Below are 13054 nucleotides of genomic sequence, written 5' to 3'. Positions count from 1 at the left end.
CGCGGCAGGTCGAACAGGTGCGGAAACCGGACACGGCCAGGCACGGCGCCGGCGCCCGTTTTACCCGGCGTCAGGCTTGGGCCTGGTGTACGCGGTCCGCGCTGTCAGCACTCTCCGGCACCCACCGCAGCAGGTCTCCGGGCTGGCACTCCAGGACCTCGCAGAGCGACTCGAGCGTGGTGAACCGAACCGCCTTGGCTCGCCCGTTCTTCAGCACCGCCAAGTTCGCCGGAGTAATGCCGATCCGCTCAGCCAGGACACCAACGGGCATCTTGCGCCGGGCCAGCATCACGTCAATGTCGACGACGATTGGCATCAGATCACCTCGCTGAGCTGCGTTCGGAGGTCCAGCGCTTCCGCTTCCCTCACGACAGCCTGGGCGAGCAGGGCCCGCATCACGACGACGACGAGCGCCACTCCCGCGGCGGTCACCGCCGCTCCTCCGACCAGGAGCACGATTCCCGGGGCAACCGCTTCTCCGGGCGCGAGCAGGAACCCCAGGGCAACCAGCAGCAGGGCCGCGGATCCTACGGCGCCGATGATGATGTCCACCCAGCGGAACGCCGCGGCGGAAAAGACCGTCCCCCTGCGGACCATGGTGAGCAGGCGCCAGACGCAGACCAGGGTGACCTGGAACGCGAGCACCCCGAGACACACGATGACCAGGAACGGAATCCGCAGGGCAGCGATCGCCGGATCGCCTTGGTCCAGGTCGGTGCCCAGCAGGGGTACCAGCACCACTTGGATGAGCAGCGTCCCTGCCAGGACTCCTGACATCAGCACGCGCAGGATGAGGATGGTGAAGTTTCCCATGGCGGCCTCTTGGCTCGATATCGAATGATCTTCTATTAATATCGATAAACGATAGATTGGTCAAGCGTTTTGGTGCCTGCGCCGAATTCCGCAACGCCTTGTTTGGCCGGTCCGCCGGCAAGACACTGGATGCATGGCACTGCACATCACCCCGGAGTTCGCGAAGATGCTTCCGATGCTGCGCTTTGAGCCCACCCCGCGGCGGATCCGCGCCCTGGTGGGGTCGGACGCCGTCGTCGACTCCACCAACGCCTTCCTGGTGTATGAACCGCGGCGCGTGACGCCCGTATTTGCCGTACCGCCGGAGGACATCTCTGCCGGCCTGGTCCCTGCGGAAACGGAGGTTGACCCACTGGCCATGGTCCCGCCGGGCGCCTTGATGGATCCGCGGTATCCGTTCAGCGCCCACACCGCCGATGGGCAGGCCCTGGACATTGTGGCGGGCTCCCAGGTGCTGGCCGGGGCGGGATTCAGGCCGTCCGACGCTGACCTGGCGAACCATGTCGTGCTGGATTTCTTTGCCTTCGACAGCTGGTTTGAGGAAGACAATGAGATCAAGGGACACCCGCGCGACCCGTTCCACCGTGTCGATGCCAGGGATTCCTCCCGCGCGGTCCGCATGCATCTCAACGGCGAGCTCCTGGCTGAGACCCGGCAGCCCCTCTTTGTCTACGAGACCATGCTGCCGCCGCGTACCTATTTTCCAAGGAGCGACGTCGATTGGGACCTCCTCAGCCCCTCGGACACGCAGACGGTTTGCCCCTATAAGGGAACGGCGTCCTACTGGTCAGTCACTGACGACCCGGCCGGCACTGACCTCGCTTGGTCCTACGAGTCGGTGCTGCCGGACTCGGGGCAGTTGAAAGACCGGGTCTCGTTCTTTGACGAACGGGTCGAGACCTACGTCGACGGCGCCAGGCAAGAGATCGACTCCATCTTCCGGTTCTAGGGGGCTGTTTGGTTCCGCTTCCGGAGCGGGACGGCCTTCAACGGCGCTCAGGATTTTCTGGGACACTGGGATCATGAGCGAGCAGCAGAATGGAAAGGCCAAACACCCCGGCCCCCTGGGCCGGTTCACCGGGTCAGGCCCGCTCCTTACCGTGTTCCTGCTCGCCGGGCCGCAGATTCCGGGCCTCGTGAGCCGGATGTTCTCCGCGTCGCAGCCCGGCATCTATGCGGCGTCGAACGTTTACGGCGGGGCGACCCTCACCCTGGCCGCTGCTGTCCTGCTCGTGTGGCTGGTCGGCAAGCGTTCGACCGAGGCCCAGTCGCAGCCCCGCCCCGATGACACGGCGGATGCAGACCACCCCCGCGGCAGCTAACGTCTCTGATCTGCTCAGGGACGGCAGGTCCTGGGACTGAAATCCCAGCCGCTGTTACGCGCCCCTGTTTTTCTGTGTGCTGAAGACGCTACTGGGGAGTGATGGTCCAGGTGCCTGAAGATGTCACCTGAACGAAAGCGGAAACTCCGAGTCCATTCATGGAAAAACCCCTCCTGACCGGGCGTTATGCCTGATCAGAAGGGGTTTCGTGGAGCCCCCTGCCGGATTCGAACCGGCGACCCCCTGTTTACAAGACAGGTGCTCTGGCCAACTGAGCTAAGGAGGCGTGGACCGGGAAACCGGCCCCGCGCCGTCGTCGTCCTCCGACAACAAAACAGCGCTAGACAAGATTAGCCCAGCACACCCGCCGGAACGAAACCAGGACTGGTCCGCTCCGGCGGGGCGCCGGCTGGAGGAGCTGCTAGGAAGAAGCCTCGGCCTTGTTGGCGTCGATGGCGGCCTGGACGGTGTCGACGAAAGCGTTCAGGTCGGCCTCGGCTCCGTTGACGTAAACCGTCGGGGTGCCGCTGACTTCGGCTTCGCGTGCCAGCGAGTCGGCGTACTTCACGTAGGTGCGGAAGCCGTCGCTGGTGATGCAGTCCTTGGCATCCGAGGCGCCGACGGAGTCTGCCATATCGGCCAGGGCAGCGTTGTTGATCTCGCCGGAAGCATGCTGCGCGAAGATGGCCTTCATGAAGTCCCAGTAGGATTCCGGGTTGGTGTCCGCCACGCAGGCAGCAGCGTTGGCGCCGCGGGACGAGTAGTTCGTGGGCGAGTTACGGTCCAGGAACGCCACCGTGCGGTATTCGTAGGTGACCTCGCCGGCGTCGAGCCAGGAGCCGATCTGGTCACCGTACGTTCCGGTGAAGTCCGCGCAGTGCACGCAGTTGATGTCGACGTACTCGACAATCTGTACCGGCTCCCCGGGTCCGGCTGCTTCGACGCCTGCAGGCACGGTGTCGCCGGCTTCATTTGTGGTCGTTGCCTCGGGCAGCGCGTTGACGTCCACTTCCAGCGGCTCGGTAGGCTCCAGCGCGGTGGTGGAGGTGAGGGTGAAGCCGCCGTCCGCGTTGCCGTTGGCCGGGGCCGGTCCGGCGTCGGGAATGTCTCCGCGGAGACTGTTGACCACGATCACAGCGACGATGGCGATGACGGCGACGATTCCCGCCACGATTCCCCAGCGCGTCAGCAGCTTGTTGCGGCGTTCCTTCTTAAGCTGCGCTTCACGCAGGGCCCGCGCTTTTTCACGCGCCGCAGCCTGGCGATCAGCCTTGGTGGCCTTGGGGTTCCGGTCGCTCATGTTTCCTTCTGTCTCTCTAACGGCCGCGCTGGTAGCGGCATCAACGTACACAGTCTCCGGGACAACGATATCCCGGCACCCCATGGACAACGCCCCGGGAGGGTACAAAGTTTCCCCTGTTGGATAGAGTGGCAAACAAACAAGTCAACTTAGGAGTGCGAAGGTGAACGCTGTTGCCGCGGAATCGAAGACTGAGATTTCAACGGACGGGTACGGCGATTACGACTTCATCGTTGTCTCAAACCGCCTGCCCGTAGACCGGGTGGCGGACAACGGATCTGACGACGGCGACACATGGCGCCGCTCCCCCGGCGGGCTCGTGACGGCGCTGGCGCCCGTCATGGCAAAGGCCGACGGCGCGTGGGTCGGCTGGCACGGCGCCCCGGACGAAACCTTGGACCCCTTCGACCACGACAATATGCATCTGCGGCCGGTGCCGCTGAGCGACTCAGAGGTTGAGCTCTATTACGAAGGCTTCTCCAACGCGACCCTCTGGCCGCTCTATCACGACGTCATTGCACCGCCGGAGTTCCACCGGACCTGGTGGGACTCCTACCGCACGGTGAACCGCCGTTTCGCAGAAGCTGCGGCTGAAGTCGCCGCCGAGGGGGCCACGGTGTGGGTCCAGGATTACCAGCTCCAGCTGGTGCCGCAGCTGCTCCGGAAGGCCCGCCCGGACCTGAAGATCGGGTTCTTCAACCACATTCCCTTCCCTCCGCTGGAAATCTTCGCACAGCTGCCGTGGCGCCGGGACATCATCGCCGGGTTGCTGGGAGCGGACCTGATTGGCTTCCAGCGTCCCAGCGACACGGCGAATTTCCTGCGCTGCGTCCGCCGCTTCGCCGGCCACTCAGTCCGCCAGCAGCAGGTGCACGTCACGGACGAGGACGGCAATTCCTATGTCTCGCGGGCCGAGGCCTTCCCGATTTCCATCGACGTCGACCAAATCACGGAGCTCGCCCACCGTGAAGACATCATCGAACGCTCCAAGCAGATCCGCCGGGAGCTCGGCAACCCCAAGGTGATCCTGCTCGGCGTGGACCGGCTGGACTATACCAAGGGCATCAGCCACCGGCTCAAGGCTTACGGCGAACTCCTCGAAGACGGCCGTATCACCGTGGAGGACGCCTCCCTGATCCAGGTGGCCAGCCCCAGCCGCGAGCGCGTGGAACAGTACCGGCTGCTGCGCGAAGAGGTTGAAGGAACCGTCGGCCGGATCAACGGCACCTACGACACCATGGGCAACACCGCCATCCGCTATCTGCACCACTCCTATCCGGTGGAGGAGATGGTTGCCCTGTACCTGGCCTCCGACGTCATGCTGGTCACGGCCCTGCGCGACGGCATGAACCTGGTGGCCAAGGAATACGTTGCCGCCCGGACGGAGAACTCCGGCGCCCTGGTGCTCAGCGAATTCGCAGGGGCTGCAGACCAGCTGCGCCAGGCAGTGCTCGTGAACCCGCACGACATCGACCGCCTCAAGGACGCGATCGTCTCCGCCATCAACATGCAGCCGCGCGAAGCCCAGCGCCGCATGCGCCTGATGCGCCGCCAGGTCCTGCAGAACGACGTCGAACGCTGGTCGCAGAACTTCCTCAATGCCCTGCGGCTGGAGGGAGAAGGAGAGCACCAATGATTTCCCTGGACCTGCGCACGGCGCTGGCAACACTCGCTGCGGCCGACGAGCTGCTGGTGGCCGTCGACTTTGACGGGACCCTGGCGCCCCTGGTGGAACACGCCGAGGACGCCCGTCCGCTCCCGGAAGCCGCGGCAGCAATGCGCGCCCTCGCCGGCGTGCCGCACACGGCGACGGCGATGATCTCCGGCAGGGCCCTGGACAGCCTGCGCCGGGCTGCCTCTCCGGAACCGGAAACCCTGCTCGTAGGCAGCCACGGCGCCGAAACCTGGACCGGGCCCAACGCCGAACCGCTGCAGCTGACCCCGGAACAGGCTGCCTTGCTGGCCCGCGCCCGCAATGCCCTCGAACAGGTGGTCATGGATTTCCCGGAGTGCAGGATCGAAGGCAAACCCGCCGGGGTCGTCCTGCATACCCGCAGCGCGCCCCACGATGTCGCTTCCGCAGCCGTTGATGCCGCCCGCGTCCGGCTGGGGGAACTCGACGGCGTCCAGGTGACCGACGGAAAGCAGGTGCTGGAGGCGTCGGTCGTGCATGCCAACAAGGGAGAGGGCATCCGCGCGCTCCGCGAACTCACCGGCGCGACGGCAGTTTTCTTCGCCGGCGACGATGTCACCGACGAGCAGGGGTTCGCTGTCCTGGAGCGCGGCGACGTCGGCATCAAGGTTGGCGCAGGCGAGACGGCTGCCGCATTCCGGGTGCAGAATCCCGGGGAGTTCGCACAAGTGCTGGAACACCTGCTGGACCTGCGCCGGGCCGCCGTCGGCAATTAGCTCCCGGTCTCCCGCTTTTCATGCCGGGGCTGGACAGGCATGGCATACTTGGCGACAGTGAGTGCTCTTGTGGCGCCCATCACGATATTTTACAAATTCATATTCACCCATTCACAACGGATCGTCGGGCACGTACCTGCCCGTGAAGGGAAACATCATGGCAACGGTAACGTTTGACCAAGCAACACGGCTGTACCCGGGCACAGAGCGCCCCGCAGTCGACAACCTGAGCCTGGAGATCGCCGACGGCGAGTTCCTGGTGCTCGTGGGCCCCTCCGGCTGCGGCAAGTCGACCTCCCTGCGTATGCTCGCCGGGCTGGAAGACGTCAATTCGGGACGCATCCTGATCGGTGACCGCGACGTCACCGACGTTCCGCCCAAAGACCGTGATATCGCCATGGTTTTCCAGAACTATGCGCTTTACCCTCACATGTCGGTCGCGGACAACATGGGCTTCGCCCTGAAGATTGCGGGCGTTTCCAAGGAGGAACGCGCAGAACGGGTCCGGGAAGCAGCAAAGCTGCTGGATCTCGAGGACTACCTTGACCGCAAGCCCAAGGCGCTCTCCGGCGGCCAGCGCCAGCGTGTCGCGATGGGCCGCGCGATCGTGCGCAACCCGCAGGTGTTCCTCATGGATGAGCCGCTGTCCAACCTGGACGCCAAGCTCCGCGTCCAGACCCGCACCCAGATCGCTTCGCTGACCCGCCGGCTGGGAGTCACCACCGTCTACGTCACCCACGACCAGGTCGAGGCCATGACCATGGGCGACCGCGTTGCAGTCCTCAAGGACGGCGTACTGCAGCAGGTAGACACTCCCCGAAACCTCTACGACAAGCCGATGAACGTCTTCGTGGCAGGCTTCATGGGCTCCCCCGCCATGAACCTGCTCGAGCTGCCGGTCACCGAAGGCGGCGTCACCTTCGGCGGGACCGTCTACCCCGTGCCGCGCACCATCCTGGACGCAGCTGCAGGCAACACGGTGACCTTCGGCGTCCGGCCCGAAGACATGGACGTCGCCGCCGACGGCGAGGGCCTGAAGGTTGAGGTCGACGTCGTGGAGGAACTCGGTGCCGATGCTTTTGTGTACGGGCACACCTTCCTGGACGGCCAGGAGCACGCCATCACCGCACGCGTGGATGCGCGGAGGCCGCCGGCCAAGGGCGATACCCTGTTTGTCCGCCCCAAGCCGGGACACGTGCACCTTTTCGACACCAGCACCGGAGAGCGACTTGCTGACGAAGCGTAGCCTTTAGCCACTCCTTGCACGTGCGGTGGCCTTTCCCCTGAACTAGACTTCTGGGGGAAGGCCACCGCATTGGTTTAAGCCCCGCAACTGAGTCCATAGAAGGCATTTTGCCCATGACTGAAACTCCCCGCGCCAACTGGCGCGATGAACCGACGGACTGGGGACAGCCCGGAAAACTTCCCCGCAGCCATGCGGAAGCAACCCAGTCACCGCTTGGTTCGCTCAACATCACTGCAGCTTCTATGGACCCCGCGCTGCTGGACCTGCCCTGGTCGATTCCGCTGGAAGATTGGCCGAAAGAAAATCTGGCGGCCCTGCCCCGCGGCATTTCGCGGCACGTTGTGCGCTTTGCCCGGCTGGGCGACTCCCTGGTCGCCATCAAGGAAACCAGCGAGCATGTAGCCCGGCAGGAGTATCACATGCTGCGCAAGCTCAGGCGGCTGAATGTGCCGAGCGTGGCCCCTGTCGCCGTCATCACCGGCAGGATGGACAAGGACGGGGAGGAACTGGCACCGGTGCTGGTCACCCGGCACCTGCGCTTCTCACTGCCCTACCGCGCCGTTTTTTCGCAGACGCTGCGCGAAGTCACGCTGACCCGACTGATCGATGCCCAGGCGCTGCTGCTGGTGCGGCTGCATCTGGCCGGCTTCTACTGGGGCGACGTGTCCCTGTCCAACACCTTGTTCCGGCGGGATGCCGGCTCGTTTGCCGCGTACCTGGTCGATGCCGAAACAGGTGAGCTCTACCCCGAGCTTTCCAACGGGCAGCGCGAGTACGATCTTGAGATCGCCCGGGTGAACATCGCCGGCGAGTTGATGGATCTGGCCGAGGGCGGGCTGGTTGAGGAGAACATCGACCCCCTTGCCACCAGCGAGCGGATTATGGACAGCTACCGGAACCTCTGGGCGGAGCTGACGGAGCAGGAGTCCTTCGACTTGGGTGAGCGCTGGCGCGTCAACGCACGCATCCGGCGGCTCAATGACCTGGGGTTCGACGTCGACGAGCTCACCATACGCACCACGCCCGACGGCTCCCGCGTGCAGCTTCAGCCCAAGGTGGTCGACGCCGGCCACCACCAGCGGCGGCTGCTCAGCCTGACCGGGCTGGATGCCCAGGAAAACCAGGCCCGCCGGCTGCTCAACGACCTCAACTCCTACCGGGCAGACAACCACCCCGAGATGGACGAAGAACTGAGCGCCCACCTTTGGGTCTCCCAGGTCTTCGAACCGATAGTGAAGTCCGTGCCGCGTGAGCTGGGCAGCAAGCTGGAGCAGGCGGAGGTGGTGCATGAGGTCCTGGAGCACCGCTGGTACATGTCCGAAAAGGAGAACCGCAACGTGCCGATGGCCGAAGCGGTGCAGTCCTATATGGACACGGTGCTGCGCCACCGCAGGGATGAAGCGGCGATCCTGCTCAACCCGGACACCAAGACCATGCGCATGCTCGAAGGCGGAGCGGCGCCGGGGCCGGGCTGAGCCCGCACATACCGGAGGCCGGGCACCGGCATGGTCTGCCGGGCCCGGCCTCCGGTGCCGCTCGCCTGCCCTGGACGGTCAGAGGTTAGAGGGACTGCTCGAAGTCAGACGGGCACTCGATGAATTCTCCGTCGATATAGACCTCTCCGGGTCCGTTGGCCTCGCATGCCTCAACGATGGTCATGGCAGCATCGGCAGCGAAGACAAACACCGCGATGGTCATAAGCAGCGTGAGGACAAACACCACGGCGCCGACGATGATGCCGGCCAGTGCCGGACCGTTGCTTAGCTTGGCTTTACGGGACTGGACGAATCCGACGATGCTCAGGATCACGCCCACCACTGAGGCGAACGGGATAAAGAACAGGCAGGAGAGGATCAGGCCCACAATGCCCATGGTCTTGCCGGGGTTCGTTGCCGGGGCCTGGTAGTTCGGGTAGCCATAGGGCGAGGGCTGCTGGCCGTAACCCGGGTACCCCTGCTGGGTACCGGGGTACCCCTGCTGCTGTCCGTAGGAATTGTCCCCGCCGTAGGGCGCCTGCTGGCCGGCAGGCTGCTGCTGCCCATAGGGTGCAGCTGGCTCCTCCTGCTGCCCGTACGGCAGGTTCCCGGGGCTGGCAAACGGCTGCCCGCCCGGTGCGGCCTGGCCGGACTGCGGGCTGTACTGTCCGTGGAGCGGCTGGGTCGGCGCGCCGCTGTCCGGAACCCGCTGTGTGGCTTCTTCCGGCTTCGCGGGCTGTGTTTCGGGCTGGCCGGAGCCGGCGTCGTTTCGGTTCTCTGACATGGTTCTCCCGGGAACTTTGTAAGGGGATAGTGGCATGCGGTCCGCCTCTGCGGCGAGGTCCGCGATCGCCGCCCAGTCTATCCTGCGCAGCTGTCACTCCCCCGTAGATTCATCTCAACCCCCAAGCCAGCGCCCCCGACCACCTCCCCAACCCGTTGCACTCCCGCAGCCCGGACTCCGCTCCAACCACCGGACCCGCGGTCCGGGTTAGGCGCACGGACCAACCAGCGGACCCGCGGTCCCGGTTAGGCGCACGGAGCAACCAGCGGACCCGCGGTCCGGGTTAGGCGGCTTTAATATTCCAAGCGAGCTCTGCGAGCGAGGAATTTCGTTGCCGCCGTTCCGGACCGCGCGTCCGCGGCCAGTGCCGCCCTCACCGAGCCGCCGCCGAGCCGAGCCGCCGCCGAGCCGCGTCCGGGCCAGGTCCGAAGTCGCACACCACACCCCTGTGTGAGCAATCACCAGTCATTATTCGGCACACCCCAGGGAACACACGCCGTTAAAATTAAGGTAAGCAGACTGCAATGTGTGTAAAGGATGATCCTGTCTATGGACAATGCTCTCCGCGATCCTTCCCCTGGTACCGAAAAGCTTCAGCTTGTTCCTGTCCATGAGGCCTCCGCCGAACGCGACCGCCAATGGTGGCGCTCCTCGGTCATCTACCAGATCTACCCCCGCTCCTTCCGCGACCTGCGCGGGGACGGCATCGGCGACCTGCCCGGCATCACCGCCGAACTCCCCGCCCTCGCCGAACTCGACATCGACGCAATCTGGCTCTCCCCCTTCTACGTCTCCCCCCAAAAAGACGCCGGCTACGACGTCGCCGACTACTGCGACGTCGACCCCCTCTTCGGCACCCTGGACGACTTCGACACCCTCGTCGCCACCGCCAAAAAACACGGCATCCGCGTCATCGTGGACCTCGTCCCCAACCACTGCTCCGATGCGCACACCCTCTTCCAGGCAGCCCTCGCCGCCCCCGAAAACTCCCCCGCCCGCGACATGTTCATCTTCCGCGACGGCACCGGAGAACACGGCGAAAACCCGCCGAACAACTGGCAGTCCCACTTCGGCGGCCCCGCCTGGACCCGCACCACCAACCCCGACGGCACCCCCGGCCAGTGGTACCTGCACCTCTTTGACTCCACCCAGCCCGACTTCAACTGGGACAACCCCGCCGTCCACGACGAATTCGAACGCATCCTGCGCTTCTGGCTCGACCGCGGCGTCGGCGGCTTCCGCGTCGACGTCGCCCACGCCCTGATCAAGAAAACCGGGCTCCCCGACTGGGGCGGCCGCGCCGACGGCGCCTCCTCCGAAGGCTTCCCCGGAGAGGCGGCCCCCATGTTCGGCCAGGCCGGCATCCACGACATCTACCGCTCCTGGCGCAAAATCCTCGACGAATACGACGGCGACCGCGTGCTCTGCGCCGAAGCGAATGTGGATCCCCTGGACCGGCTCACCGACTGGGTCCGGCCCGACGAAATGCACCAGGCCTTCAACTTCGCCTACCTCCACCACCCCTGGAACGCACCCGAACTGCGCCGCATCATCGAAACCAGCCTCACCACCTTCGATCAGGTCGGCGCTCCCACCACCTGGGTCCTCTCCAACCACGATGTCGTCCGCCATGTCTCCCGCTTAGGGCTCAAGGCAAATGAGTTGCGGCTGGGGGACGGCATCGGTCCCGAAGATGCCCAGCCGGACCATGTACTCGGAATGGCCCGCGCCCGCGCGGCGACGCTGCTAATGCTGGCGCTTCCGGGTGGCGTCTACCTTTACCAGGGCGAGGAACTCGGTTTACCGGACCACACCCTGATTCCGCAGGAATTCCGGCAGGACCCCACGTTCCACCGAACCGACGGAGTGCGGGTTGGCCGGGACGGTTCCCGGGTACCCCTGCCCTGGCGAGCGGACGCGCCTTCGTTCGGGTTCAGCTCCACGGGGAAATCCTGGCTGCCGCAACCTGACATCTGGGGCGCCCACTCCCGGGATAGCCAGGAACACAATCCCGACTCGACGCTCAACATGTACCGCGCAGCGTTGCGGCTGCGCCGCGAGATGGATTTGGGGCACGGCTCGCTGGCCTGGTGGCCCGAGCACGACGCCGAGGGTGCAGTGGCGTTCGCCAACGGCAGCATCCTCGCCGTCATGAACATGGGCACCGAACCGGTAGAACTTCCCGGGTTTGAGATCCTGCAGGAGAGCTCCCCAGGCGCCGTGGAAGGGACACGGCTGCACCCCAACCGGACTGTGTGGATGCGCATTCCCTAGCAACGGCTTGCCGCTGGCCGGCCACCGGTTCCTAGGCCCCTTGGCCGGCCGCGGCAACTAGGATCCTTAAATGGCTTTCCCGGGGTTCAGGATGCCTGCCGGGTCAAACACCGCTTTGATCCGGCGCTGCAGTTCCAGCACCTCGGACTGCTGTTCCTGCGGCAGCCAGCGCAGCTTGAACTGGCCAACCCCGTGCTCACCAGTGATGGTTCCGCCCATCCGCAAAGCGACGGTGATCGATTCGTCGAGGGCGGCATTGAGCCGCGCCGTTCCTGCTGCACCCTCGGCGGCGTCGATCCAAAACGTCGGGTGCAGGTTGCCGTCCCCGGCGTGCGCAACGACCTTCAGCCGGACATCGTGGTCGGCTGCCATCCTTTCCAGTTCAGCAACGTAATGCACTAGCTGGGACCTGGGGACGGCGATGTCTTCGCCCACACGGATCTCATGTTCGACGTCGTCTCCCCGGCTGTGCCGGCGCAGCTCCACCAGGCGTTCGGCTTCTGCTGAGCCTTCGGAGCTGACGGTCCCGCCAAGCTCGGACAGGACCGCGCGGACGGCGGCGGCCTCTGCCTCAGCGCCAAAGCCGTCCGTCTGGATCAGCAGCAGCGCTCCGCCGCGTGTCCGCAGGTCCGAGCCGTGGGCGCCGTCGAGCGCTTCCATCGTCGCGCCGTCGAGCAGCTCCATGATGGCGGGCTGCACCCGGGCTGCCCCAACAGCAAGGACTCCCGCGGCGGCCGTGCGAAAGTCGGGAAAAAACGCGGCGACGGTCCGAACATCGGCCGGCAGGTAGCGCAGCCGCACGGTGATTCCGACGACGACGCCGAGGGTCCCCTCGGAACCGGTGAACAAGCCGGTAAGGTCATAACCGGCTACGCCCTTGAAGGTCTGGTGGCCGGTGTGGATCAACGTACCGTCCGCCAGGACCACGTCCAGGGCCAGCACGGAATCACGCGTCACGCCGTACTTGGCGCAGCGCAGGCCACCGGCGTTGGTAGCGACATTGCCGCCGAGCGTGGAAAACCTGTAACTCGCCGGGTCGGGCGCGTACATCAGCCCAAAGGGCTTTGCTGCTTCGTTGAGGTCTGCATTGATGACGCCGGGCTCCACGACCGCGAGTTCGTCGTCTGGCCGAATGTCGAGGATCCGGTTCATTTTCTCGAGGCTGAGGATGATGCAGTTGCGTGTGGCGTGGGCTCCGCCGGACACGCCGGTGCCCGCACCGCGGGGCACGACTGCGGTGTTGCTCCGCGAGGCCCAGCGGAGGACTCCCTGCACGTCAGCCACGGATTCCGGCCATACGACGGCCAGTGGCTCTATCAGCTCCTGGACCGGCCCCTGGTCGCGGGAATACTGGCTCAGGACAGCACTTTCAGTGGCGAATGCCACTCCTGGAATTGAGTGCTCGAGGTCATGCAGGACTTCCGTGGTCAT

The 13054-nt window shown here is 65.3% G+C and carries 12 protein-coding genes and 1 tRNA gene; 7 read left to right on the top strand and 6 right to left on the bottom strand.

All coding sequences use genetic code 11. The features are described 5' to 3' along the window. Positions 1 to 70: 70 nt before the first annotated feature. Both NF551_RS02565 and NF551_RS02560 read right to left on the bottom strand, forming a co-directional pair. Positions 71 to 316: a helix-turn-helix domain-containing protein gene (locus tag NF551_RS02565; protein WP_227897496.1), complete on the bottom strand. Its 246-nt coding sequence runs from the start codon at positions 314 to 316 to the stop codon at positions 71 to 73. Next, on the bottom strand, positions 316 to 813 hold the full coding sequence (locus NF551_RS02560; RefSeq protein ID WP_227897495.1) for a DUF2975 domain-containing protein: 498 nt from the start codon (positions 811 to 813) through the stop codon (positions 316 to 318). Before NF551_RS02560 ends, NF551_RS02565 begins: the two co-directional genes overlap by 1 nt. Before the next feature lie 133 nt (positions 814 to 946). On the opposite strand from NF551_RS02560, the gene NF551_RS02555 reads away from it, so the two are divergent. Both NF551_RS02555 and NF551_RS02550 read left to right on the top strand, forming a co-directional pair. Then, complete coding sequence (locus tag NF551_RS02555) at positions 947 to 1762, top strand: DUF427 domain-containing protein (protein WP_227897494.1); 816 nt, start codon at positions 947 to 949, stop codon at positions 1760 to 1762. A 73-nt stretch (positions 1763 to 1835) separates the two neighbouring features. Then, complete coding sequence (locus NF551_RS02550) at positions 1836 to 2135, top strand: hypothetical protein (protein WP_227897493.1); 300 nt, start codon at positions 1836 to 1838, stop codon at positions 2133 to 2135. Between the two features lie 209 nt (positions 2136 to 2344). On the opposite strand, the gene NF551_RS02545 is transcribed toward NF551_RS02550, so the two are convergent. Both NF551_RS02545 and NF551_RS02540 read right to left on the bottom strand, forming a co-directional pair. Then, positions 2345 to 2421: transfer RNA gene (locus NF551_RS02545), tRNA-Thr, on the bottom strand. A 135-nt stretch (positions 2422 to 2556) separates the two neighbouring features. Then, complete coding sequence (locus tag NF551_RS02540; protein ID WP_227897492.1) at positions 2557 to 3435, bottom strand: DsbA family protein; 879 nt, start codon at positions 3433 to 3435, stop codon at positions 2557 to 2559. A gap of 163 nt (positions 3436 to 3598) precedes the next feature. On the opposite strand from NF551_RS02540, the gene NF551_RS02535 reads away from it, so the two are divergent. The 4 genes from NF551_RS02535 (at position 3599) to NF551_RS02520 (ending at position 8565) form a co-directional block, all read left to right on the top strand. After that, positions 3599 to 5071: an alpha,alpha-trehalose-phosphate synthase (UDP-forming) gene (locus NF551_RS02535; protein WP_227897491.1), complete on the top strand. Its 1473-nt coding sequence runs from the start codon at positions 3599 to 3601 to the stop codon at positions 5069 to 5071. Further along, a complete protein-coding gene (gene otsB, locus NF551_RS02530) occupies positions 5068 to 5844 on the top strand; it encodes a trehalose-phosphatase (protein ID WP_227897490.1) in 777 nt (258 codons plus the stop codon). Before NF551_RS02535 ends, otsB begins: the two co-directional genes overlap by 4 nt. Before the next feature lie 157 nt (positions 5845 to 6001). Next, positions 6002 to 7090 carry an ABC transporter ATP-binding protein gene (locus NF551_RS02525; protein WP_227897489.1) on the top strand — a complete coding sequence of 363 codons (1089 nt, stop codon included), beginning with the start codon at positions 6002 to 6004 and terminating at the stop codon, positions 7088 to 7090. Positions 7091 to 7203: 113 nt separating this feature from the next. Then, the gene (locus NF551_RS02520; protein WP_227897488.1) at positions 7204 to 8565 is read left to right on the top strand and encodes a DUF4032 domain-containing protein; all 1362 of its coding nucleotides are present in this window, start codon (positions 7204 to 7206) and stop codon (positions 8563 to 8565) included. Between the two features lie 85 nt (positions 8566 to 8650). On the opposite strand, the gene NF551_RS02515 is transcribed toward NF551_RS02520, so the two are convergent. Then, a complete protein-coding gene (locus NF551_RS02515) occupies positions 8651 to 9349 on the bottom strand; it encodes a DUF4190 domain-containing protein (protein ID WP_227897487.1) in 699 nt (232 codons plus the stop codon). Positions 9350 to 9898: 549 nt separating this feature from the next. Between NF551_RS02515 and NF551_RS02510 the strand changes: the two genes are divergently transcribed. Then, positions 9899 to 11623 carry a glycoside hydrolase family 13 protein gene (locus tag NF551_RS02510; RefSeq protein ID WP_252604978.1) on the top strand — a complete coding sequence of 575 codons (1725 nt, stop codon included), beginning with the start codon at positions 9899 to 9901 and terminating at the stop codon, positions 11621 to 11623. A 66-nt stretch (positions 11624 to 11689) separates the two neighbouring features. Here the strand turns inward: NF551_RS02510 and NF551_RS02505 are convergent, their stop codons facing one another. Next, positions 11690 to 13054 carry an FAD-binding oxidoreductase gene (locus NF551_RS02505; RefSeq protein ID WP_227897857.1) on the bottom strand — a complete coding sequence of 455 codons (1365 nt, stop codon included), beginning with the start codon at positions 13052 to 13054 and terminating at the stop codon, positions 11690 to 11692.

This window comes from Arthrobacter caoxuetaonis (assembly GCF_023921125.1).
GTDB classification, from domain to species: Bacteria; Actinomycetota; Actinomycetes; order Actinomycetales; family Micrococcaceae; genus Arthrobacter_B; species Arthrobacter_B caoxuetaonis.
Note: the sequence above shows the minus strand (reverse complement) of the source record. Positions and strands in the feature narration are given on the sequence as shown.

Excerpts from the sequence above, each read along its gene's own strand:
- NF551_RS02565 (WP_227897496.1), bottom strand. The coding sequence starts at position 316 with ATGCCAATCGTCGTCGACATTGACGTGATGCTGGCCCGGCGCAAGATG.
- NF551_RS02560 (WP_227897495.1), bottom strand. The coding sequence starts at position 813 with ATGGGAAACTTCACCATCCTCATCCTGCGCGTGCTGATGTCAGGAGTC.
- NF551_RS02555 (WP_227897494.1), top strand. The coding sequence starts at position 947 with ATGGCACTGCACATCACCCCGGAGTTCGCGAAGATGCTTCCGATGCTG.
- NF551_RS02550 (WP_227897493.1), top strand. The coding sequence starts at position 1,836 with ATGAGCGAGCAGCAGAATGGAAAGGCCAAACACCCCGGCCCCCTGGGC.
- NF551_RS02540 (WP_227897492.1), bottom strand. The coding sequence starts at position 3,435 with ATGAGCGACCGGAACCCCAAGGCCACCAAGGCTGATCGCCAGGCTGCG.
- otsB (WP_227897490.1), top strand. The coding sequence starts at position 5,068 with ATGATTTCCCTGGACCTGCGCACGGCGCTGGCAACACTCGCTGCGGCC.
- NF551_RS02525 (WP_227897489.1), top strand. The coding sequence starts at position 6,002 with ATGGCAACGGTAACGTTTGACCAAGCAACACGGCTGTACCCGGGCACA.
- NF551_RS02520 (WP_227897488.1), top strand. The coding sequence starts at position 7,204 with ATGACTGAAACTCCCCGCGCCAACTGGCGCGATGAACCGACGGACTGG.
- NF551_RS02515 (WP_227897487.1), bottom strand. The coding sequence starts at position 9,349 with ATGTCAGAGAACCGAAACGACGCCGGCTCCGGCCAGCCCGAAACACAG.
- NF551_RS02510 (WP_252604978.1), top strand. The coding sequence starts at position 9,899 with ATGGACAATGCTCTCCGCGATCCTTCCCCTGGTACCGAAAAGCTTCAG.
- NF551_RS02505 (WP_227897857.1), bottom strand. The coding sequence starts at position 13,054 with ATGACCACGGAAGTCCTGCATGACCTCGAGCACTCAATTCCAGGAGTG.